Source organism: Streptomyces sp. NPDC005551, from assembly GCF_042871785.1.
GTDB lineage: Bacteria > Actinomycetota > Actinomycetes > Streptomycetales > Streptomycetaceae > Streptomyces.
The window spans coordinates 152,545-174,542 of sequence record NZ_JBIAJE010000013.1; the positions used below are offsets into that span (position 1 = coordinate 152,545).

The window sequence follows — 21,998 nt, forward strand, 5'->3', positions numbered from 1 at the left end:
ATCGCGCCGGGCGTCTCCGCTCACGCAACCGCTGGACCCGGGCTTCCCGGAGAACCCGCCCCGTGAGTCACCGGCCGGGTCGTCCCGCACAGCCTCACCCCGCTCGCCCCCGGCGCCGTATACGGCGGGCCCGGCCGTCCCGGTGTCCCGGTGGTCCCCGGGGGCGGGGGCGGGGGCTCCCGCCGCGTCCCCTCCACGCGGCGGGAGCTGCTCGGTGCCCGGTGCCGGGAGGTCGGGCGGTCCGGCCGTGAGGGCGCGGGACCGCGCCGGGGCAGGCCCTGGGGCGGGCCCGGCGCCGGGCGGCGGCACGGGGCCGAGGGCATGCCCCGGCTCCTCCGACGCCCCCCGCGCGGGCGGGGGTTCTGCACTCCGGCCGTAAATCCGGAGTGGACTTCGCGCAGTCGTCATTCCGGTCACGACCGTCACGTTACTTCCGCGTAACCGAACGCGGAAGTCCTGCCTTCACTTGTTCCGCCCGCCCGGGCACCCCGCGTGACCAGCCGGAAGGTGTCTGCCGGGACGATGCGCGATGGGCAAGGTCCCAGCCGCGGCACGGCAAGCTTGTGCGGCCGCACAGTGCCGGGCGGGCTCGCACGGCCGGCAGCGCCCCCGAACCGGACGGGCGATCGACGCCCGGACACGCCGATGACGGCCGCGTGTCACACGGCCGTCATTGCTGTACCGGTCGGGCGCCCCCGCCACGGAAGGGGGCGCCCGCCGGGCTCAGGAGGTGTGCGGGCAGTTGCCGCGGTACTCCTCGATGGAGAGGGACGGCCGCGGCAGCGGGCAGAGGAACTGCTCGTAGCGGGTGTCGTTGTCGATGAACCGCTTCAGCCAGGAAATGCTGTACTTCGCGATCGTCGTGTTCGAGCTGTTGGGCGTGAAGTGCGTGGCGCCGTTCAGCTCCAGGTAGGCCTTGTCGAGCGAGCTGGGCAGGCTCGTGTAGAAGGGCTCGGAGTGCGAGGCCACCGGCGCGATCGTGTCGCCGTCGGCGCCGAAGATCAGGGTCGGCGTCTTGATCTCCGACCAGGTCTTGTCGAGGTTCCAGCCGGTGAGCGGGATCGCCGCCTGGAGCGAGGGACGGTCCTTGGCGGCCTCCAGCGTGCCTCCGCCGCCCATGGAGTGGCCCATGACGCCGAGCCGGCTGCTGTCGATGCGCGTACGGACCGTGCTGCGCGAGGTCAGGTAGTCGAGTGCGGCCAGCAGCTGGTCGCCGCGGCTGGCGGGCTGGTCGAGGGTCGTGTTGGTGTCGATGGTGAACACCACGAAGCCCTGGGAGGCGAGCCGCGGTCCGAGCCAGGCGATGGACGACTGGTAGGCGGTGTAGCCGGGCGAGATGGCGATGGCGCCGAACGTGCCGTCGCTGGTCGAGGTCGGGTAGTAGATGGTGCCGCCGCCGAAGCCGGTGACGGAGAGGGAGGAGACGGAGGTCTCGGAGACGGCGTACGGGCCGCGGGACGCTTCGATGCTCGACTCGGTCGGCGCGGGACCGCGCTCGTAGGGGTTCGCGGCCGCCTCCGTCCCGGCGGCCTGCGCTCCGGTGGCCTGGCCGGCGACGAGCGCGCCGACGGCCAGGAAGGCCGCGAGGCCGGACCGGACGAGGCGGGACTTGACGCGGCTCGGCCGGGATCCGGCCGGGGCGGGGGCGGCGGTGGGGAGTTCGCTGCTCGGCTGCTGCACGACGGTGTGCATCCTCTCGGAAGGGGCGACGGACCCGGCCGCGGGTCGGCGTACCGCAGGGCGTGGGGCGCCGGAAGGAACGCCTCCGGCACGGCGGGATCCGTCTCGGTTGGTTGCAGCGGCAACTGTCCCGGCCCGCCCGCCCCCGCACATCGGCAGAATCACCGGTCTCACTCAGGACCGGGCCCGGCCACCACGGCGGAACACCGGTCCGCACGGGCCCCGCTCACAACCCCCGGCAGCCGAACGGCCCGTGTCGGGCAGCCGTGAGGCTGCCCGACACGGGCCGTAGTCCGGGGCGAGGAAGGAGCGAGGCAGGTGCGGGCCCGGGCGGCGGCCCGGGCGGCGGCTCCCGTCCGACGGGCACCGGCGCCCAGCCGTCAGCGGACGGGGTGCCCGGCCTCCCGGAGGGTGTCCTTCACCTGCCCGATCCGCAGATCACCGAAGTGGAAGACGGACGCGGCGAGCACCGCGTCGGCCCCCGCGGCGACGGCGGGCGGGAAGTCCCCCAGCCGGCCCGCTCCCCCGCTGGCGATGAGCGGCACGGTGACGTGCTTGCGGACGGCCTCGATCATCTCGATGTCGTAGCCGTCCTTCGTGCCGTCCGCGTCCATCGAGTTGAGCAGGATCTCGCCCGCGCCCAGCTCCGCGGCCCGGTGTGCCCACTCGACGGCGTCGATGCCGGTGCCCTGACGGCCGCCGTGGGTGGTGACCTCGAAGGAGCCCGTCCGGGTGCGGCGCGCGTCCACCGACAGCACCAGCACCTGCCGGCCGAACCGCTCGGCGATCTCCCGGATGAGGTCGGGGCGGGCGATGGCGGCCGTGTTCACGCCCACCTTGTCCGCGCCCGCCCGCAGCAGCCTGTCCACGTCCTCGGCGGTGCGCACGCCGCCGCCCACCGTCAGCGGGATGAACACCTGCTCGGCGGTGCGGCGCACCACGTCGTACGTGGTCTCGCGGTTGCCGGAGGACGCGGTGATGTCGAGGAACGTCAGCTCGTCGGCGCCCTCGGCGTCGTACACCTTTGCCATCTCGACGGGGTCACCCGCATCGCGCAGGTTCTGGAAGTTGACGCCCTTCACGACCCGGCCGTTGTCCACGTCCAGGCAGGGAATGACTCGTACGGCGAGGGTCATGCCGCGGACACTCCTCGGTAGGCCTCCACCTCGACCTCGACGACCAGACTGGGGTCCACGAAGCCGGAGACGATCAGCATGGTCGCGGCGGGCCGCACGGTGTCGAACAGTTCCTTGTGCGCGCGCCCGACGTCCTCCACGTCCCGGGCGTGCGTCAGGTACATCCGCGTACGGACGACGTCCTCGCGCCCGAGACCGAGCTCCTTCAGGGCGGCGAACGCCACGTTGAAGGCGTTGACGGTCTGCTCGTACGGACCGCCTCCGGCGATCTCGCCGTCCACTATGGAGGTGCACCCGGAGACCAGCACCAGGCCGTTGGGCAGCTGCACCGCGCGGGAGTACCCGAAGGTCTCCTCCCAGGGCGCGCCCGTCCTCACACGTCGTACGTCGCTCACAGGGCAACCGCCTCCAGGGCCTCTTCCAGGGTGAACGCCTTCGCGTACAGCGCCTTCCCGACGATCGAGCCCTCGACACCGAGCGGCACGAGTTCGGCGATGGCCCGCAGGTCGTCCAGGGAGGACACGCCGCCGGAGGCCACGACGGGGCGGTCCGTCACGGCGCACACGTTCCGCAGCAGCTCCAGGTTCGGGCCCTGGAGCGTGCCGTCCTTGGCGATGTCGGTGACGACATAGCGCGCGCAGCCCTCGGAGTCGAGGCGCGCCAGCGTCTCGTAGAGGTCGCCGCCGTCGCGGGTCCAGCCGCGGCCGCGCAGCGTCGTGCCGCGTACGTCGAGACCGACCGCGATCTTGTCGCCGTGCTCGGCGATGACCTTGGCGACCCACTCGGGGGTCTCCAGGGCGGCCGTGCCGAGGTTCACCCGGGTGCAGCCGGTGGCCAGGGCGGCGGCGAGGGTGTCGTCGTCGCGGATGCCGCCGGACAGCTCCACCTTGATGTCCATCGCCTTCGCGACCTCGGCGATCAGCGTGCGGTTGTCGCCGGTGCCGAACGCGGCGTCCAGGTCGACCAGGTGCAGCCATTCCGCGCCCGAGCGCTGCCAGGCGAGGGCGGCCTCCAGCGGGGAGCCGTACGACGTCTCCGTCCCGGACTCGCCGTGCACGAGGCGGACGGCCTGGCCGTCGCGGACGTCGACGGCGGGGAGGAGTTCGAGCTTCGAAGGCATCAGAGGGTTCCGATCCAGTTGTTCAGCAGCTGCGCTCCGGCGTCACCGGACTTCTCGGGGTGGAACTGCGTGGCCCACAGGGCGCCGTTCTCGACGGCCGCCACGAAGGGCTTGCCGTGGGTCGACCAGGTGACCAGCGGGGCCCGCAGCGCCGGGTTCGCGGTCTCCAGGGACCAGTCGTGGACGGCGTAGGAGTGGACGAAGTAGAAGCGCGCGTCGGTGTCGAGTCCCGCGAAGAGCTGCGTGCCGGCCGGGGCGTCGACGGTGTTCCAGCCCATGTGGGGCACGATGTCGGCCTGGAGCGGCTCGACCGCGCCGGGCCATTCGTCCAGGCCCTCGGTCTGCACGCCGTGCTCGATGCCGCGGGCGAAGAGGATCTGCATGCCGACGCAGATGCCCATGACCGGGCGGCCGCCGGCCAGCCGGCGGCCGACGATCCAGTCGCCGCGCGCCTCCCTCAGACCCTGCATGCAGGCGGCGAAGGCGCCGACGCCCGGTACCAGCAGCCCGTCGGCGTTCATGGCGGTGTCGAAGTCACGCGTGATCTCGACGTCGGCCCCGGTGCGGGCGAGGGCCCGCTCGGCGGACCGGACGTTGCCGAAGCCGTAGTCGAAGACGACGACCTTCTTGCGGGTGCTCAATTCCACACCTCCAGCCGCATGACGCCCGCGACGAGGCACATCGCCGCGCCGATGGAGAGCAGCACGATCAGGCCCTTGGGCATCTGCTGCTTGACGAAGGAGTAGATGCCGCCGAGCAGGAACAGCCCGACGACGATCAGGAGGGTCGACAGGCCGGTCACAGCGCGCCCTTCGTGGAGGGGAGGATGCCCGCGGCGCGCGGGTCGCGCTCGCTCGCGTACCGCAGGGCGCGGGCCAGCGCCTTGAACTGGCACTCCACGATGTGGTGCGCGTTGCGGCCGTAGGGCACGTGCACGTGCAGGGCGATCTGGGCCTGGGCGACGAAGGACTCCAGGATGTGCCGGGTCATCGTCGTGTCGTACTCGCCGATCATCGGCGCCATGTTCTCGGGCTCGGTGTGCACCAGGTAGGGGCGGCCGGAGAGGTCGACGGTGACCTGGGCGAGCGACTCGTCCAGCGGGACCGTGCAGTTTCCGAAGCGGTAGATGCCCACCTTGTCGCCGAGCGCCTGCCGGAAGGCGGCGCCGAGGGCGAGGGCGGTGTCCTCGATGGTGTGGTGCGAGTCGATGTGGAGGTCGCCCTCGGTCTTCACGGTCAGGTCGAACAGACCGTGGCGGCCGAGCTGGTCGAGCATGTGGTCGTAGAAACCGACGCCCGTCGCCACCTCGACCCTGCCGGTGCCGTCGAGATCGATCTCGACGAGGACCGACGTCTCCTTGGTCGTCCGTTCCACGCGGCCTACGCGGCTCATGCGCTCTGCTCCTTCGGGGGTGTGGGGGTGTCCCCCACAGGGCTCTGTAGTTCACGGACCGCGTCCAGGAACGCGTCGTTCTCGGTTGGGGTGCCGGCGGAGACCCGCAGCCAGCCCGGCACGCCGTTGTCCCGGACCAGGACGCCCCGGTCGAGGATCTTCTGCCAGACGTCGTGCGCGTCCTCGAACCGCCCGAACTGGACGAAGTTCGCGTCGGACGCGGTGACCTCGTAGCCGCTCGCGCGCAGTTCGTCGACCAGCCGGTCCCGCTCGGTCTTCAGCTGCTCGACGTAACCGAGCAGCGTGTCGGTGTGCTCCAGGGCGGCCAGCGCGGTCGCCTGGGTGACGGCCGACAGGTGGTACGGCAGCCGTACCAGCTGGACGGCGTCCACGACCGCGGGGTGCGCTGCGAGGTAGCCGAGTCGCAGCCCGGCGGCGCCGAACGCCTTCGACATCGTGCGGGAGACGACGAGATTCGGCCGATCTTCGAGCAGCGGGAGCAGTGACGCTCCGTGGCTGAACTCGATGTACGCCTCGTCGACGACCACCATGGACGGCTTCGCCGCCTGCGCCGCCTCGTAGAGCGCAAGGACGGTCTCGGGCGGCACCGAGTTGCCGGTGGGGTTGTTCGGGGTGGTGATGAACACGACGTCGGGACGGTGCTCGGCGACGGCCTGTTCGGCGGCGGCCACGTCGATGGTGAAGTCCTCGTTGCGCGGGCCGGAGATCCAGCCCGTGCCCGTGCCGCGCGCGATGAGCGCGTGCATCGAGTACGAGGGCTCGAAGCCGATCGCGGTCCGGCCGGGGCCGCCGAAGGTCTGCAGCAGCTGCTGGATGACCTCGTTGGAGCCGTTGGCCGCCCACACGTTCTGCGGGCCGAGCGCGTACCCGCCGGTGTCCGTCAGGTACCGGGCCAGCTCGGTGCGCAGCTGGACCGCGTCCCGGTCGGGGTAGCGGTTGAGGCCGCGGGCGGCCTCGCGGACCCGCTCGGTGATCCGCTCGACGAGCGCCTCGGGCAGCGGGTACGGGTTCTCGTTCGTGTTCAGCCGCACGGGCACGTCGAGCTGGGGTGCGCCGTACGGGGACTTGCCGCGCAGTTCGTCGCGGACGGGGAGGTCGTCGATGCCGGTCACTCGTTGGGCACCTTCCATCCGAACCGGGCCTTGATCGCGGCGCCGTGGGCGGGCAGGTCCTCGGCCTCGGCGAGCGTCACGACGTGGTGGGCGACCTCGGCGAGGGCGTCGCGCGTGTAGTCGACGATGTGGATCCCGCGCAGGAAGGACTGGACACTCAGGCCCGAGGAGTGGCAGGCGCAGCCGCCGGTGGGCAGCACGTGGTTGGAGCCGGCGCAGTAGTCGCCGAGCGACACGGGCGCCCAGGGGCCGACGAAGATCGCGCCCGCGTTGGTGACCCGGCCGGCCACGGCGGCCGCGTCGGCGGTCTGGATCTCCAGGTGCTCGGCGCCGTACGCGTCGACGACCCGCAGACCCTCCTCCACGCCGTCGACCAGCACGATCGCGGACTGCCTGCCCGCCAGCGCGGGGGCGATCCGGTCCTCGACGTGCCGGGTGGCGGCGACCTGCGGGGCCAGCTCCTTCTCGACCGCGTCGGCCAGCGCCACCGAGTCGGTGACGAGGACCGCCGCCGCGAGCGGGTCGTGCTCGGCCTGGCTGATCAGGTCGGAGGCGACGTGCACCGGGTCGGCGCTGTCGTCGGCGAGGATCGCGATCTCGGTGGGACCGGCCTCGGTGTCGATGCCGATCTTTCCGGTGAAGTACCGCTTGGCGGCGGCGACCCAGATGTTGCCGGGCCCCGTGACCATGCGGGCGGGGGCGCAGGACTCGGTGCCGTGGGCGAACATCGCGACGGCCTGGGCGCCTCCCGCGGCGTACACCTCGTCGATGCCGAGCAGCGCGCAGGCGGCCAGGATCGTGGGGTGCGGCAGGCCGCCGAACTCCTTCTGCGGTGGCGAGGCGAGGGCCATGGACGGGACACCGGCCTCCTGCGCCGGGACCGCGTTCATGATGACGGAGGACGGGTAGACCGACCGGCCGCCGGGCGCGTACAGGCCGACGCGCTCGACCGGCACCCACTTCTCGGTGACCGAGCCGCCGGGCACGACCTGGGTGGTGTGCGGGGTGCGGCGCTGGGCGCGGTGCACCATCCGGGCACGGCGGACGGACTCCTCCAGGGCGGCGCGCACGGCCGGGTCGAGCTGCTCCAGCGCGTCGGCGAGGGCCCGGGCGGGGACCCGGACGGACTCGAGGCGGACGCCGTCGAACTTCTCCGCGTAGTCGATCAGCGCCGCGTCGCCCCGATGGTGCACGGCCTCGCAGATCGGACGCACCTTCTCCAGGGCGGCCGCAACGTCGAAGTCGGCTCGGGGCAGCAGGTCGCGCAGGGCCGAGCCCTCGGGGAGGGCGTCGCCGCGCAGATCGATTCGGGAGATCACATGGCCAATTCTCTCAGACCGCCGTCGGGCGCCGGACGCCCGTATCAATGGCTGATACGAGCCCTGGACAGCGGGCCGGACCGTGGCCGGAACCGGTGGCCGGTGGCCGCCCCGGGAGATCATTCGTCACCGCCCGCGTTCCGCCCGTCACGGAACGGGCATTGAACGGTTGTGCGAAACCGGCGAGTAGCCGGGAAGGAAGGGTGAGACGTGACCGAGGGTGCGGACGCGAGGAACGGGGACCTGCCGGACGAGCTGACCGCCGCCGAGGCCGGCATGTGGCAGGCCTTCCGCAACGGCAGCGTGTACGACCTGCGCAGCGGCGACACCGTCGTGGACGATCCGCACGGCGGCCACCCCTGGGGACCCGAGCGCAGCGTACGGGCGCGGATCGTGGCCTGGCTGCTGCTGGACGGGCCGCCCGCGCTGGACGGCCGCGTCTCCTCCCTGAAGCTGACCGGCGTCCAGATCATGGACACGCTCGATCTCGCGGGCGGCACGATCGAGCCGTACCTGGAGCTGAAGGGGTGCCGGTTCGAGAAGGAGATCCTGCTGCCGGAGGCCCGGTTCACGACCGTACGCCTGGTCGACTGCTCGGTGCCGCGGCTGGAGGCGGCCCGGGTGCACACCGAGGGCGACCTCCATCTGCCGCGCTGCCGCTTCCACAACGGCGTGCGGCTCACCGACGCCCGGATCGGCACCGACCTGCTGCTCAACCAGGCCGTGGTCTACCGGGACCGGCGGATGCGCTCGATCACCGGCGACGGCATGAGTGTCGGCCAGGACCTGCAGGCCGAGCTGCTGGAGTCGCACGGCGAGCTGAGCCTGCGCGGGGCCCAGGTCGGCGTCTCGCTCAGCCTGCGCGGCAGCCGGCTGACGAACCCTTACGGACGTCTCGCGCTGAACGCGCCCCAGCTGACGGTCGAGCGCACGCTGTACCTGACCCCGGCGGGCGTCGGGAATCCACTGCTGACCGGCGGGGGCACCCCGGCGCGCGGCACCCGGCTCCAGCGGTTCGTGTGCCAGGGCGGCATCCGGCTCGACGACGGACGCTTCGGGGACGCCGTCGACTTCGACCAGGCCCGCTTCGTCCTGGAGGACGACCAGGAGATCTCCCTGCGCCGGGTGCAGACGCCAGAGCTGCGCTTCCTCGGGGAGCGGCCCGAGCGCGGCAAGGTCGTGCTGTCGGGCGCGCGGGTGGTGAACCTGGTCGACAGGGCGGCCAGCTGGCCCGGCCCCGGCAACGTCCACATGGGCGGCTTCGGCTACGAGAACCTGGTGCCGCAGGGCGCGTTCCCGCTGACCCGGCGCCTGGAATGGGTGGCCGCGGCGACCGCCGAGTACAACCCGGAACCGTACGAACGCCTCGCGGCCGTGCTGCGCGGTTCCGGCGAGGACGAGGACGCGCGCGAGGTGCTGCTGGAGAAGCAGCGCCGGCGCCGCGAGACGCTGCCGCTCGCGGGCAAGCTGTGGGGGTACGCCCAGGACTGGACGGTCGCCTACGGGTACCGGCCCGGCCGGGCCGCCGTGTGGATGGCGGTGCTCTGGGCGGCCGGCTCGTTCGCCTTCGCCCACGCGAGCCATCCGCCGATCTCGGACGGCGAACATCCGCCGTGGAACCCCTCACTGTTCGCCCTCGACCTGCTGCTGCCCGTCATCGACCTGGGCCAGGTGGGCTACTGGCAGCTGCGGGGCGGGTGGCAGTGGCTGGCCGCGGTCGTGATCCTGCTGGGCTGGGTCCTCGCCACGACGGTGGCGGCGGGAGCGACCCGCACGCTGCGCAGGAACTGAGGGCCCGCGGACGCCCGAGGGCGGCACCCCCCCATCTTTTACTCGTCCTTGACCATCGGCCGAGCAACCGGGACACGGTTACGAAAGTGTCACCGGATACCCCCTGGCCCTGTCCCCACCTGCGGTTTTCAATGGGTTCACGATGGCACTGCTGCGCGCTCTGCTCCGTACCGCCCGGATGGCGACGAACACGTCGCGCCTCGCGGCCGGACTCCCCACCGACGACGAGGTGCTCCTCGACGCGCCCGACGAGCGGCTCGGGCCGGCGCTCGTCGCCGCGGGCCACGACGAGTACGGGCCCGCGGCCAAGCTCCTCGCCACCACCCGCGACGCCGCGGAGTGGGAGGACCGCGACCGCTACGCCGTCCGGCTGGCCGTCTTCGCCCGCTCCCGCGACACCTGGCTCCGCGCCTGGCAGGCCGCGGCACCCCACGACCCCGACGCCCTGCTCGTCAAGGCCGAACTCACGGTCCGGCGGGGCTGGGAGTCGCCGGCCCGCGCCGAACTGCTGCGCCAGGCCGCCCCGCTGATCAACGCCGCCGCCGAGGGCGACCCGCGCGATCCGGTGCCCTGGCGCATCGCGCTCGACCACGCCCGCGGCACGAACACCGGGCACACCGAGTTCGAGAAGCTGTGGGGCGAGGCCGTACGCCGCTCCCCGCACCACTACGGCTGCCACGTGGCGGCGCTGCAGTACCTCTCGGCCGCCTGGTACGGCTCCCACCACGAGTGCTTCGACTTCGCCGAGCGGGCCGCGCGGGACGCGCTGCCCGGTTCCCTGGTGCGGGCGCTGCCGCTGCGGGCCGCCTTCGCCCACCTGGCCGAGGGCGGCGGGCCCGCGGTACCGCGCCGCCGCCTCGACGCGGCGGCCGACCTGGCGATCGGGGTGTCCGCGGCCCATCCGCCCGCCGACCCCTGGCCCGCGGAGGTCCGCAACCTTCTGACCTGCGTCCTGGTCACGCTCGGCCGCTGGGAGGACGCCCTGGAGCAGGTGCGGCGGATCGGCCCGTACGCCACGTCGTTCCCCTGGGACCGGGTCTCGGACGACCCGCTGGGCCAGTTCCTGGAGCTGCGGGACGGGATCCGGCTGGAGGTGGCCGCCGGGCTGCCGCTGGGCTCGCCGGGACGCTCCGGCCATCCACAGGGTGGGCGGCGCGGACGTGCCGCCTCCGGCGACCATTAGGCTTTGCCGTCGTGACCACCGTCCGGCTCCCGCTCTTCCCGCTGAACTCGGTTCTGTTCCCGGGTCTCGTGCTTCCCCTGAACATTTTCGAGGAGCGCTATCGCGCGATGATGCGCGAACTCCTGAAGACCCCCGAGGACGAACCGCGCAGGTTCGCCGTCGTCGCCATTCGCGACGGCCACGAGGTCGCCCCCACCGCACCCGGCATGCCGGATCCGACCGCCGTACTGAACCGCGGACCCGCCGCCGGTTTCGGCGACGAGCCCGCCGCGGCCTTCCACGAGGTGGGCTGTGTCGCGGACGCGGCGACCATCCGCGAGCGCGCCGACGGCAGCTTCGAGGTGCTGGCCACCGGCACCACCCGGGTGCGGCTGCTGTCCGTGGAGGCCTCGGGCCCGTATCTCACCGCCGAGCTCGAGGAGCTGGAGGAGGAGCCCGGCGACGAGGCCGGTCCGCTCGCCGAGGGCGTGCTGCGAGCCTTCAGGCAGTACCAGAAGCGGCTGGCAGGGGCCCGGGAGCGCTCGCTCACGACCGGCGCGGACCTGCCGGACGAGCCGTCCGTCGTCTCGTATCTCGTCGCGGCCGCCATGATGCACGACATCCCGGTGAAGCAGCGGCTGCTCCAGGCGCCGGACACCGCCTCGCGCCTGCGCGACGAGCTGACCCTGCTGCGCGCCGAGACGGCGATCATCCGCAATCTGCCGTCGTTGCCGGCGTCGGAGCTGACGCGCGGCCCGACGAGTCTGAACTGACGTCCCTCCCGACGCGTCTCCCGGATCCGAGAAGGCGATGGCGAAGAAGCCGAAGAAGCAGCAGCCCGGCGGCACCCCGGCCACGGTGGCCCTCACGGCCGCGGGCGTCCCGTACACGGTCCACGCCTACGAGCACGACCCCGCGCACCCCTCGTACGGCGAGGAGGCCGCGGAGGCGATGGGTGTCTCCCCCGACCGGGTGTTCAAGACCCTCGTGGCGGACGTCGACGGCGCCCTCGTGGTCGCCGTCGTCCCCGTCGCGGGCTCCCTGGACCTGAAGGCCCTGGCCACGGCGGTCGGCGGCAAACGCGCCGCGATGGCGGACCCGGCGGCGGCCGAGCGCACCACGGGGTACGTCCGCGGCGGCATCTCCCCCCTCGGCCAGCGCAAAAAGCTCCGCACGGTCCTCGACGCCTCCGCCGCACACCACGCCACGATCTGCGTCTCGGCCGGCCGCCGGGGCCTGGAGGTGGAGCTGTCCCCGGACGCCCTGACCGCCCTGACCGGAGCGGTGACGGCCCCGGTGTCCCGCGCCTGACCACTGGCCGACCAATCCAGCCCGTCCAAGGCGGCCAATCCAGCCCGTCCGGCGCTTGAGGACGAGCACGCAGCGCGACAAGGCGGCAAATTTCAGCCCGTCCGGCGCTTGAGGACGAGCACGCAGCGCGACGAGGGGGTCCGGGGGCGCAGCCCCCGGGGACGGGACGGGAAGGGGCGGAGGGGGCGAGAACACCCACGCCCGCCCCGGGCCCCCGGGGACCTACGCCCCCGCGGAAGGCACCGACGCGGCCCCGTGACCGCCGGGATACGGCTCGGGATCCCGGGGCCCGAACATCGCGGTGAGCCCGAGATGCACGGCCAGCCCGGCCAGCGACCACGCGAGCAGCGCCCCCTTGGCGTTCAGCTTCAGCGGCGCCGAGAAGGTGACCCCCTTGCCGACGGCCCTGGCGTGGGCGATCACGTTGGACGTGGGCCCGAGCCACACGCCGATCCGCCAGGCGAGCAGCGACCCGAGCAGCCCTCCCAGCGCGAGCCCGACCACGAGCGGCACACCCCCGCGCCGCCGCACCAGGAACACCCCGAGCGCACTGAGCGCCCCGAACGCGACCGCGAGGAGGGTAAACGTTCCGTCGACCCCGATGGCCTGCTCACCCTCGGTGTCCTTGAAGTACACGACCCACTTCTTGTCGACGATGCCGCCGACGAGGGGCACGTGCGGAGCGAGCCACCACCACAGCAGACCGAGCAGCACCCCGCCGAGCGCCACCGCCACGGTGACGACGGCGGCCTCCCGCACCTCGGTCTTCATTCCGGGGACGTCCTGTTCGTACAGGGAGGGCCCGGTGGCGCCGTCGGCGGGCGGCGCCTGCCAGTCGTGGTGCGGGGAACCCTGGTGCGGCGGCGGAGGCGGAGTCAGCGGTGCGGTCACCCTGACATCGTGCCAGGCCCGCCTGTGGGCCGCGTCACCGGACGGCCGCCCGGCGGTACGCCCAGGTCGCGAGCGCCAGGGAGGCGACGCCCACCCCGGCGCACACGGCGAGGTCCCCGACGACGAGGGCCCAGTCGGGACGGGCGTCGAAGGCCCGCGCGAACGCCTCGACGCCGTACGTGGACGGCAGCAGGTCACGCGCGTACCGGACCACCGTCGGCAGCCGCTCCGGCGGGAGCACCCCGAGCAGCAGCGCCGCCGACATGCCCAGCTGACCGAGGAGCGTGGCGAGTTCGGGCCGCGGCGCGAGCAGCCCGAGCGCGGCCCCGAGCCCGGCGAGCGCGGCGCCCGCGAGCGGGATCACCGCGGCGAGCACCCACAGGTGCGTCATCGGCAGCCCGAAGAGCACGGAGCCGAAGACGGCGGTGGCGAAGGTCCCCGGCACGGTGAACGAGGCGTACGCGCCGGCGGCGCCGAGCACCACGGCGGCGGGCGGCACCGGCAGCGTCGCGTAGTGGTCGAGTCCGCCGCCGGCCCGCAGCTGCCCGAAGTACTGGGCGAGGAGGTTGAGGGCGACGAAGGCCACCACCAGGACCGAAGCCCCGGCCACCACGGAACGCGCCTCGCCGCCGCCGTCCACCACGCCGCGCATCAGGATCATGATCCCGACGGACTGGAAGGTGGCCACGAACAGCAGCGGGATCCGCGCGACCCGGGCCCGGGAGAGCTGCGCCCGGTACACGGCGGCCAGCGACGGCCACAGCCGGGCCCGCGGCCCCAGTTCCGCGGCGTCGCCGGCATCCTCGGCCGCGGGCAGCGCGCCGCCCGGCAGAACCCCAGCGGGTACGACACTCACGTCGAGCTGCTCCTCTTCGCTCCGGCAGCCGTCCTGTTCCCGGCGCCCGCGACCCCGCGCGGGCGGCACCCGGCGGCACCTCCGGCGTCCCGTACGGACACCGCGGCCTGTGCGCTCACGATTTCACCAGCCCCTGGCCATTTCCGCCCAGCGCCAGGTACACGTCCTCCAGGCTCGGGGTGGCCAGCGTGAAGTCGTCCAGGGCGGCGAAGGCGGCGCCCCCGGTGACCGTGGCGACGGCCGCGCGGGCCTCCTCGGGCGCGAGCCGCAGCGTCCAGCGGCGGCCGGACTCGACGGCGCGGGCGCGCAGCGCGGCGACCTCGGGGACGTGCAGGGGGGCGCTCTGCCGCCACACGAGTTCGACCCGTACCTCGCCCGCGACCCGTTCCTTGAGCCCGGCCGGGGTGTCGCAGGCGATGACCCGGCCCCGGTCGAGGACGGCGACCCGGTCGAGGACCGTCTCCGCCTCGATGACGTTGTGGGTGACCAGCAGGACGGTCGCGCCGTGCTCGGCCCGGCGCCGGTCGACCGCGGCCCACACGGCCCGGCGGGCGACGGGGTCCATGCCGGTCGTCGGCTCGTCGAGGACGAGCAGCGGGCGCTCGCCGACCAGGGCGGCGGCGAAGCAGGCGAGCCGCCGCTGTCCGCCGGACAGCCGCCGCAGCGGGCGGGAGGCGAGCGGCGTGAGGCCGAGCTCGTCCAGGACCGCGTCCCGTTCGGCGCGCGCCTGCCGCAGCTCGAGGCCGCGCAGCCGCCCGGTCGTCTCCGCGGCGAGCGACACGGTCAGGTCGTCGAGGGCGGTGGACTCCTGCCCGAGGTACGCGAGGATGCGCGCCGCCCGCTCCGGGTGGCGCACGATGTCGTGGCCGAGGATCTCGACACTGCCGCCGTCGGGCCGCATCAGCCCGGTCAGCTGCCGTACGAGGGTGGACTTGCCGGCGCCGTTGGGCCCGAGCAGTCCGAAGATCTCGCCGCGCCGGATGTCGAGGCGCACCCCGTCGTTGGCCCGCACCTCGGGTGTCGCGGGGGCACCGCGCCGTCCGCGCACCGCCGGGTAGGTCTTCGTCAGGCCCCGGACGGCGCACACGACAGCACCACCGTGTCCCCTGCGGACTGCCTGTGCCGTGCGCGTACTCACGAGGGACGAGACTACGGGGTCCGATGCCCCGTTATGCGCCCGGGGCCGCCGCTCACTCCCCCGCGGGCGCGTGCTCCGCCGCCGTGCGCACGTCGATCTCGCGCCAGAAGCCGGCCCGGATCGCGTACCGGTCGTGCTCGTCGATCTGGTCGTCCTTGTGCGCGAGGAGCCCGAAGCGGGCGGCGTACCGCAGCAGCTCCCCGTCCACCCGGTGCGGGACGCGCGGGTACATCGCGGAGAGCTTCTGCAGGTGGTTCTGGTCCGTGAGCCGGGCCATCCAGCGGCGCGCGAACACCTGTCCGACCTCGTAGGGGTCGCCGCCGACGGTGGTGATGTCCTCCTCGCGGTCCGCCCAGCGCTGCTCGGCGGAGGTGAGCTGGGCGAGTGTGGGCAGCGAGGCGGCCTCGGCGGATTCCCCGGCGCCGCCCGGGCGCTCGACCCAGCCCTTGTCGGAGGACCAGCGCAGTGTCGCGGTCGTGGGGTGCTGGGCGGGCTGGGTGCCGGGCCCGCGCAGGGCGGCGAGGTCTTTGGGGGTGGGGACGCCCTTGGGTGCGGGGACCCGCTCCTGCGTACCGTCGCGGGGCTCGGCCGCCGTGACGTGCTCGGTCTGCTCCGCGGTCCGGTCGGCCGCGGCGGAGGGCGCCGACTCGGGCAGCGGCGCGGAGAGGATGGCGGCGATCTCGGGCCGCGGCACGGGCGACGGCGCGCAGACCGCGCCCGTCTCCTTGGCGCGGACGGCCCTGGTGATCCAGATCCGGTCGAGCACGCGGCGCTCGTCGGCCTCGGCGACGAGGTCCTCGGACTGGTTGTAGTCGCCGTCGGCGGCCTGCACGGCCCAGAGGTGGACGGCGACGCCGTGCTCCTTCGCCGCCATCATGCCGGGCAGCAGATCCCCGTCGCCGGTGACCAGGACCACGTCGGAGCAGGCGCGGTTGCGCGCCAGCTCGGTCAACTCGGCGTGCATGGCGGCGTCGACGCCCTTCTGCGCCCACCGGCCGTCGCTGCGGGTCAGCGCGCCCAGGCGCACCGTCACCCGCGGCATCACGCGCAGCCTGCGGTGCTCGGGCTGGGGTACGCGGTCGGGGGCGCCGTCGAACCAGTAGATGCGCAGCAGGGGCCGTTCCGTGTCGGACTCGGCGCGCTCGCGCAACCCCTGGATGAGGGCGGCGTGGTCGACGGTGATCCGGGAGCGAGAGGGTTCCCCGGCGAGCAGGCTGGCGGCGGCCCCGAGCAGATACCCGGCGTCCACCAGGACGATGCAGCGGTCCACGGGTCCACCCTCTTTCCGGTTTCCGGGAGGTTCGCTTCGGGCTTGGTTCGAGTCTGCCCGACGGCGCGAAGGTTAACGGCCCGAACTCGATCTTCGGCGTGGCGCAGCGGCGGATCGTTCCCCGACGGTGCTTGTCACGCACGGTAATTATCCGACATGCGCGGCTTGTCGGGCCGTGTGAATCTGGTTCCGGCCCTGGCCCCTAGATCCCCTTCAGGAGGCAGATCACCATGGCCAAGAACAAGAACCGCAAGCAGGGCGCCGCCCAGGACCGTTCCGCGCAGCCGGACCAGGCCCCGGAGCACACGCGTTCCACCGCGACCGAGGCAGCGCAGCTGGCTCAGGTCCAGGGCAGCCCCTCCGATGTCGCCCGTAAGCACCAGAAGCGCTTCGGCCACAACTGAGGCGGGCGACAGGGCCGTTGAGGCCTGAGCACGCAGCGAGGGGCGCACCCGCGGGTGGGTGCGCCCCTCGCTGCGTCCGTCCGGCCGGCCCGCCGCGGGCCCGGCTCCGTCGCTCTCCCGGTGGTCAGCCCGCCAGGCAGGCCGGTCCGAGCAGGACCTTCAGGTCGCCGAAGAGGGCGGGGTCGGGCTTGACCCGGTGTCGGTCGAGCCGGAGCACGGTCGTCTTGCGAGGGCCCTGGAGCCTGATGCGGACCTCGCTGTCGCCCTTGTGGTGGCTGAGGATCTCCCCGAGTCGGCTGACCATGGGCGGGGTGACCTTCACGGTCGGGATGGTCAGGATCACGGGCGCGTTGGTGCCCGCGTTCGACAGGTCGGGGACCATCAGCTCCATCGCGACGAGCCGCGGCACGTCCTCGCGCTTGTCGAGGCGTCCCTTGACGAACACCACGGCGTCCTCGACGAGTTGGGTCGACACCAGCTGGTAGGTCGCCGGGAAGAACATGCACTCGATGGAGCCCGCGAGGTCCTCCACCGTCGCGATGGCCCAGGCGTTGCCCTGCTTGGTCATCTTGCGCTGGAGGCCCGAGATGATGCCGCCGATGGTGACGACCGCGCCGTCCGCGTGCTCACCGCCGGTGAGCTGGGAGATGCCCGCGTCCGCCTTGTCGGACAGGACGTGCTCCAGTCCGAAGAGCGGGTGGTCGGAGACGTACAGCCCGAGCATCTCCCGCTCCTGCGCGAGGAGATAGGTCTTGTCCCACTCGTCGGTCGTGAACTCGACGTCGAGCCCGAAGCCCGGCTCGTCCGCGGCGTCGTCGCCCATGCCGCCGAAGAGGTCGAACTGGCCCTCGGCCTCCTTGCGCTTGACCTGCACCACGTTGTCGATCATCGGCTCGTACTGTGCGGTGAGGCCCTTGCGGGTGTGCCCCATCGTGTCGAACGCGCCCGCCTTGATCAGCGATTCGGTGGTGCGCTTGTTGCAGGCGACCGCCTCGACCTTGTCGAGGTAGTCGGGGAAGGACGTGTACTTCCCCTTGGCCTTGCGGCCGCGGATGATCGCCTCGACCACGTTCGTGCCGACGTTGCGGACGGCGGAGAGCCCGAAGAGGATCACGTCGTCGCCCTGGGCGGCGAAGTTGTGCTCGGACTCGTTCACGTTGGGCGGCAGGACCTTGATGCCCATGCGCCGGCACTCGTTCAGGTAGACGGCCGACTTGTCCTTGTCGTCCTTGACCGAGGTCAGCAGGGCCGCCATGTACTCGGCCGGGTAGTTGGCCTTGAGGAAGGCGGTCCAGTACGTGACGAGGCCGTACGCGGAGGAGTGCGCCTTGTTGAACGCGTAGCCGGCGAAGGGCACCAGGACGTCCCACAGGGCCTGGATCGCCTCGTCGGAGAAGCCGTTCTTCTTGGCGCCGGCCTGGAAGATCGTGAAGTTCTTCGCCAGCTCCTCGGGCTTCTTCTTGCCCATCACGCGGCGCAGGATGTCGGCCTCGCCGAGCGAGTACCCGGCGATGATCTGGGCGGCCTTCTGCACCTGCTCCTGGTAGACGATGAGGCCGTAGGTCAGGCCCAGCGTCTCCTTCAGGGGCTCCTCGAGCTCCGGGTGGATCGGGGTGATCTCCTGGCGCCCGTTCTTGCGCTCGGCGTAGTTGATGTGCGAGTTCATGCCCATCGGGCCGGGCCGGTACAGGGCCGAGACGGCGGAGATGTCCTCGAAGTTGTCGGGCTGCATCTGGCGCAGCAGCGAGCGCATCGGCCCGCCGTCGAACTGGAACACACCGAGGGTGTCGCCGCGGCAGAGCATCTCGTAGGTCTTGGGGTCGTCCAGCGGGACCTCGAGGAGCTCCAGTCTGACGCCCTTGTTGGCCTCCACCATCTTGACGGCGTCGTCCATGATGGTCAGGTTCCGCAGGCCCAGGAAGTCCATCTTGAGCAGGCCGAGCGACTCGCACTGGGGGTAGTCCCACTGCGTGATGGTGACGCCGTCGGTGTGCCGCACCCAGATCGGGGCGTGGTCGACGATGGGCTCGCTGGACATGATCACGCCGGCGGCGTGCACGCCCATCTGCCGGACCAGGCCCTCGACGCCCTTGGCGGTGTCGATGACCTTCTTGACGTCCGGCTCGTTCTCGTACATCGCGCGGATCTCGCCGGCCTCGTTGTAACGGGGGTGCGAGGGGTCGGTGATGCCGTTCAGGTCGATGCCCTTGCCGAGGACGTCGGCGGGCATGGCCTTGGTGAGCCGGTCGCCCATCGCGTACGGGTAGCCCAGTACCCGCGCGGAGTCCTTGATCGCGTTCTTGGCCTTGATCTTGCCGTAGGTGCCGATCATGGCGACCTTGTCGGCGCCGTACTTCTCGGTCACGTACCTGATCACCTCGACGCGCCTGCGCTCGTCGAAGTCGATGTCGACATCGGGCATGGAGACGCGCTCGGGGTTCAGGAACCGCTCGAAGATCAGACCGTGCTCGATCGGGTCGAGGTCGGTGATGCCCATGGCGTACGCGACGATCGAACCGGCCGCGGACCCCCGGCCGGGGCCGACGGCGATGCCGTTCTTCTTGGCCCACATGATGAAGTCGGCGACGACGAGGAAGTAGCCCGGGAACCCCATCTGGATGATGACGTCCATCTCGTACTCCGCCTGCCTCTGGCGGTCCTCGGGGACACCGCCCGGGTAGCGGCGGCCCATGCCGACCCGGACCTCCTCCTGGAACCAGGTGACCTCGGTGTACCCCTCCGGAATGTCGAACTTCGGCATGAGGTTCTTGGCCTCGAACATGCCCGTGGTGTCGATCTGCTCGGCGACCAGGAGGGTGTTGGCGCAGCCCTCCTGCCAGGCGTCCGAGGAGTCGATGGCGTACATCTCGTCCGTCGACTTCAGGTAGTAGCCGGTGCCGTCGAAGCGGAAGCGGTCGGGGTCCGAGAGGTTCTTGCCGGTCTGGATGCACAGCAGGGCGTCGTGGGCGGTCGCCTCGTGCGCGTACGTGTAGTGCGAGTCGTTCGTCACCAGGGGCGGGATGCCGAGCTTCTTGCCGATCTCCAGGAGGCCGTCGCGGACCCGGCGCTCGATCTCGATCCCGTGGTCCATCAGCTCCAGGAAGTAGCGGTCCTTGCCGAAGATCTCCTGGTACTCGGCGGCCGACTTCAGGGCCTCGTCGAACTGGCCGAGGCGCAGCCGGGTCTGCAGTTCGCCGGACGGGCAGCCGGTGGACGCGATGAGCCCCTCGGACCACTGGGAGATGGTCTCCTTGTCCATGCGCGGCCACTTCTGCAGCCAGCCCTCGGCGTACGCGTCCGAGGAGAGCTTGAAGAGGTTGTGCAGGCCCGTCTTGTTCGCAGCCCAGATCGTCTTGTGCGTGTAACCGCCCGAACCGGACACGTCGTCGCGCTTCTGGTGCGGCTGGCCCCACTGGATCTTGCGCTTGTTGCGCCGGGACTCGGGGGCGACGTACGCCTCGATGCCGATGATCGGGGTGACGCCCGCCTTCTGCGCCGTGTGGAAGAAGTCGTACGCCCCGTGGAGGTTGCCGTGGTCGCTCATCGCGATGTGCGTCATGCCCATCTCGTTGCACGCCGCGAACATGTCCTTGAGCCGCGCGGCACCGTCCAGCAGCGAGTACTGGGTGTGGACGTGCAGGTGCGTGAACGGCGGCTTTGACACGGCTTCGGCCTCCAGGAAGAACAGAAGAACAATCGTCGACGGACTGCGGACGGTCCGGTGGGACAGCGTCGAAGTCTATGCCGCGGCACTGACACTCCGGGGGCTCTCCCCCGTACCTTCGTGCGGGGCACGCGGGCACTCCCGCGTACCGTCGTCCGTTGAAGCGGACGGGGCCGTCCGTCCCCACCAGGGCGGCGCGACCGTCCCCCATGTCACGCACCACCTGCACCAGGAGGCACCCAGCGATGTCGGTCCCGCAGCTCAGCGCCGAGCAACGCGGCGAGCAGATCCTCGCCGTCTTCGACACCGCGTTCGGCGAGCTCCTGGCCGCCGACCCGGCCGCGTTCCGGGTGAAGTTCCGCAAGATGGCGGCCAGCGCCTTCGCGTTCTACCGGGGCACGGCGGGCCTCTTCTACCACGACCTGGACGCCGACAAGCGGGGCGGCCCCTACCTGGACGAGCGCACGTCGCGGGTGTGGATCCACGGCGACCTGCACGCCGAGAACTTCGGCACGTACATGGACGCCCAGGGCCGTCTGATCTTCAACGTGAACGACTTCGACGAGGCCTACGTCGGACCCTTCACCTGGGACCTCAAGCGCTTCGCCGCCTCCGTGGCGCTGATCGGGTACGCGAAGGCGCTCAGTGACGAACAGATCACCGAGCTGGTCAGGGTCTACGCGCAGGCCTACCGCGAGCGCATCCGCGCCCTGTCCACGGGCGCCAAGAGCGACGAGGTGCCCCCCTTCACCCTGGACACCGCCGAGGGCCCGCTGCTGGGCGCGCTGCGCGTCGCGCGCTCGCTGACCCGCTTCGGGCTGCTGGACTCGATGACCGAGATCCGTGACTTCGAGCGCCGCTTCGCGGAGGACGGCGGCTCGGTCGAGCTGGACGCGGCCACGCGCTACAAGGTGCTCGCCGCCTTCGACGGCTATCTGGAGACGCTCCCGGAGTCCTCGCTGACCCGCCCCGACTCGTACCGGGTGAAGGACGTCGTGGGCCGCCGCGGCATCGGCATCGGCTCGGCGGGCCTGCCGTCGTACAACATCCTCCTGGAGGGCAACAGCGACGCCCTGGAGAACGATGTCGTGATCTACGTGAAGCAGGCCCAGACCCCGGCCGTCTCCCGGCACATCACGGACGCCTCGATCCGCGAGTACTTCCAGCACGAGGGCCACCGCACGGTGATCTCGCAGCGTGCCCTCCAGGCGCACGCCGACCCGTGGCTCGGCTGGACCGAGCTGGACGGCGCGGGCCAGCTGGTCGCCGAGGTGTCGCCGTACGCGGTCGACCTGGACTGGGGCGACATCGACGACCCGGAGGAGATCGCGACGGTGGTCGCCGACCTCGGCCGCGCCACGGCCACGATGCACGCGGCGGCGGACGACGAGAGCGGCCACTCGGATCTGGTCCCGTTCTCCACGGAGCGGGCCATCGACGCCGCGATCGCGGCCGACGAGGACGGCTTCGCCGACCTCCTGGTCGACTTCGCCCACGACTACGGGGCACGCGCGCGTGCCGACCACCAGATCTTCGTGGACCTCTTCCGCAACGGCCGGATTCCCGGCCTGTAACCGCCCGCTCCCGGCCGTGGGGCCCACGGCCGGTCGTGGGGGGGCCGGGCGCCCCGCCCCCCCGCGCCCAGCCCTGGAAGCAACAAACAAAGACCGCCGGTCAGGAGCTGGTCGCGCGCTCGGCGAGGACCCCGAGGGCGAAAAAGCCCCAGCAGCG

The 21,998-nt window shown here is 72.2% G+C and carries 20 protein-coding genes; 6 read left to right on the forward strand and 14 right to left on the reverse strand.

All coding sequences use genetic code 11. From position 1 onward, the window contains the following. Positions 1-723 precede the first annotated feature (723 nt). From ACFYP4_RS30990 to hisD, 9 genes are all read right to left on the reverse strand, one after another. Positions 724-1,692 carry an alpha/beta hydrolase family protein gene (locus ACFYP4_RS30990; RefSeq protein WP_388789949.1) on the reverse strand — a complete coding sequence of 323 codons (969 nt, stop codon included), beginning with the start codon at positions 1,690-1,692 and terminating at the stop codon, positions 724-726. A 368-nt stretch (positions 1,693-2,060) separates the two neighbouring features. Continuing rightward, positions 2,061-2,816 carry an imidazole glycerol phosphate synthase subunit HisF gene (hisF, locus tag ACFYP4_RS30995; protein ID WP_358852220.1) on the reverse strand — a complete coding sequence of 252 codons (756 nt, stop codon included), beginning with the start codon at positions 2,814-2,816 and terminating at the stop codon, positions 2,061-2,063. Further along, positions 2,813-3,211: a RidA family protein gene (locus ACFYP4_RS31000; protein ID WP_358852221.1), complete on the reverse strand. Its 399-nt coding sequence runs from the start codon at positions 3,209-3,211 to the stop codon at positions 2,813-2,815. The genes hisF and ACFYP4_RS31000 overlap by 4 nt, the downstream gene beginning before the upstream one ends. Further along, positions 3,208-3,936 (reverse strand): bifunctional 1-(5-phosphoribosyl)-5-((5-phosphoribosylamino)methylideneamino)imidazole-4-carboxamide isomerase/phosphoribosylanthranilate isomerase PriA, encoded by a 729-nt coding sequence (priA, locus tag ACFYP4_RS31005; protein ID WP_358852222.1) that lies wholly within the window; start codon positions 3,934-3,936, stop codon positions 3,208-3,210. Before priA ends, ACFYP4_RS31000 begins: the two co-directional genes overlap by 4 nt. Beyond that, entirely contained in the window at positions 3,936-4,583 is a 648-nt protein-coding gene (gene hisH / locus ACFYP4_RS31010; protein ID WP_358852223.1) for an imidazole glycerol phosphate synthase subunit HisH, read from the reverse strand. The genes priA and hisH overlap by 1 nt, the downstream gene beginning before the upstream one ends. Next, positions 4,574-4,738, reverse strand: coding sequence for a hypothetical protein (locus ACFYP4_RS31015; RefSeq protein ID WP_358852224.1), 165 nt, complete (start codon positions 4,736-4,738; stop codon positions 4,574-4,576). The genes hisH and ACFYP4_RS31015 overlap by 10 nt, the downstream gene beginning before the upstream one ends. Continuing rightward, complete coding sequence (hisB, locus tag ACFYP4_RS31020; RefSeq protein ID WP_358852225.1) at positions 4,735-5,328, reverse strand: imidazoleglycerol-phosphate dehydratase HisB; 594 nt, start codon at positions 5,326-5,328, stop codon at positions 4,735-4,737. Before hisB ends, ACFYP4_RS31015 begins: the two co-directional genes overlap by 4 nt. Continuing rightward, positions 5,325-6,461, reverse strand: coding sequence for a histidinol-phosphate transaminase (locus tag ACFYP4_RS31025; protein WP_388789955.1), 1,137 nt, complete (start codon positions 6,459-6,461; stop codon positions 5,325-5,327). Before ACFYP4_RS31025 ends, hisB begins: the two co-directional genes overlap by 4 nt. Continuing rightward, entirely contained in the window at positions 6,458-7,780 is a 1,323-nt protein-coding gene (gene hisD, locus ACFYP4_RS31030; RefSeq protein ID WP_388789958.1) for a histidinol dehydrogenase, read from the reverse strand. Before hisD ends, ACFYP4_RS31025 begins: the two co-directional genes overlap by 4 nt. A gap of 210 nt (positions 7,781-7,990) precedes the next feature. Here hisD and ACFYP4_RS31035 point away from each other — a divergent pair, with 210 nt between their 5' ends. From ACFYP4_RS31035 to ybaK, 4 genes are all read left to right on the forward strand, one after another. Then, entirely contained in the window at positions 7,991-9,571 is a 1,581-nt protein-coding gene (locus ACFYP4_RS31035) for an oxidoreductase (protein ID WP_358852228.1), read from the forward strand. A gap of 142 nt (positions 9,572-9,713) precedes the next feature. Further along, complete coding sequence (locus ACFYP4_RS31040) at positions 9,714-10,754, forward strand: hypothetical protein (protein WP_358852229.1); 1,041 nt, start codon at positions 9,714-9,716, stop codon at positions 10,752-10,754. 11 nt (positions 10,755-10,765) lie between these two features. Next, on the forward strand, positions 10,766-11,506 hold the full coding sequence (locus ACFYP4_RS31045; RefSeq protein WP_358852230.1) for an LON peptidase substrate-binding domain-containing protein: 741 nt from the start codon (positions 10,766-10,768) through the stop codon (positions 11,504-11,506). Positions 11,507-11,543: 37 nt separating this feature from the next. Continuing rightward, positions 11,544-12,044, forward strand: coding sequence for a Cys-tRNA(Pro) deacylase (ybaK, locus tag ACFYP4_RS31050; RefSeq protein WP_358852231.1), 501 nt, complete (start codon positions 11,544-11,546; stop codon positions 12,042-12,044). A gap of 222 nt (positions 12,045-12,266) precedes the next feature. Here the strand turns inward: ybaK and ACFYP4_RS31055 are convergent, their stop codons facing one another. The 4 genes from ACFYP4_RS31055 to ACFYP4_RS31070 all read right to left on the reverse strand — a co-directional run bounded on the left by ACFYP4_RS31055 (position 12,267) and on the right by ACFYP4_RS31070 (position 16,199). Beyond that, a complete protein-coding gene (locus ACFYP4_RS31055; protein ID WP_388789963.1) occupies positions 12,267-12,935 on the reverse strand; it encodes an AAA family ATPase in 669 nt (222 codons plus the stop codon). A 34-nt stretch (positions 12,936-12,969) separates the two neighbouring features. After that, complete coding sequence (locus ACFYP4_RS31060) at positions 12,970-13,791, reverse strand: ABC transporter permease (RefSeq protein WP_388789966.1); 822 nt, start codon at positions 13,789-13,791, stop codon at positions 12,970-12,972. 115 nt (positions 13,792-13,906) lie between these two features. Then, the gene (locus ACFYP4_RS31065) at positions 13,907-14,878 is read right to left on the reverse strand and encodes an ABC transporter ATP-binding protein (RefSeq protein ID WP_358852261.1); all 972 of its coding nucleotides are present in this window, start codon (positions 14,876-14,878) and stop codon (positions 13,907-13,909) included. 103 nt (positions 14,879-14,981) lie between these two features. After that, positions 14,982-16,199: an NYN domain-containing protein gene (locus ACFYP4_RS31070; RefSeq protein ID WP_358852234.1), complete on the reverse strand. Its 1,218-nt coding sequence runs from the start codon at positions 16,197-16,199 to the stop codon at positions 14,982-14,984. A gap of 230 nt (positions 16,200-16,429) precedes the next feature. Here ACFYP4_RS31070 and ACFYP4_RS31075 point away from each other — a divergent pair, with 230 nt between their 5' ends. Further along, positions 16,430-16,603: a hypothetical protein gene (locus ACFYP4_RS31075; RefSeq protein ID WP_358852235.1), complete on the forward strand. Its 174-nt coding sequence runs from the start codon at positions 16,430-16,432 to the stop codon at positions 16,601-16,603. A 124-nt stretch (positions 16,604-16,727) separates the two neighbouring features. Here the strand turns inward: ACFYP4_RS31075 and dnaE are convergent, their stop codons facing one another. Then, positions 16,728-20,267: a DNA polymerase III subunit alpha gene (gene dnaE / locus ACFYP4_RS31080; protein ID WP_358852236.1), complete on the reverse strand. Its 3,540-nt coding sequence runs from the start codon at positions 20,265-20,267 to the stop codon at positions 16,728-16,730. A gap of 245 nt (positions 20,268-20,512) precedes the next feature. Here dnaE and ACFYP4_RS31085 point away from each other — a divergent pair, with 245 nt between their 5' ends. Then, positions 20,513-21,841, forward strand: a complete 1,329-nt coding sequence (locus ACFYP4_RS31085) for a DUF2252 domain-containing protein (protein WP_358852237.1) — start codon at positions 20,513-20,515, stop codon at positions 21,839-21,841. The last annotated feature ends 157 nt before the right edge of the window (positions 21,842-21,998 follow it).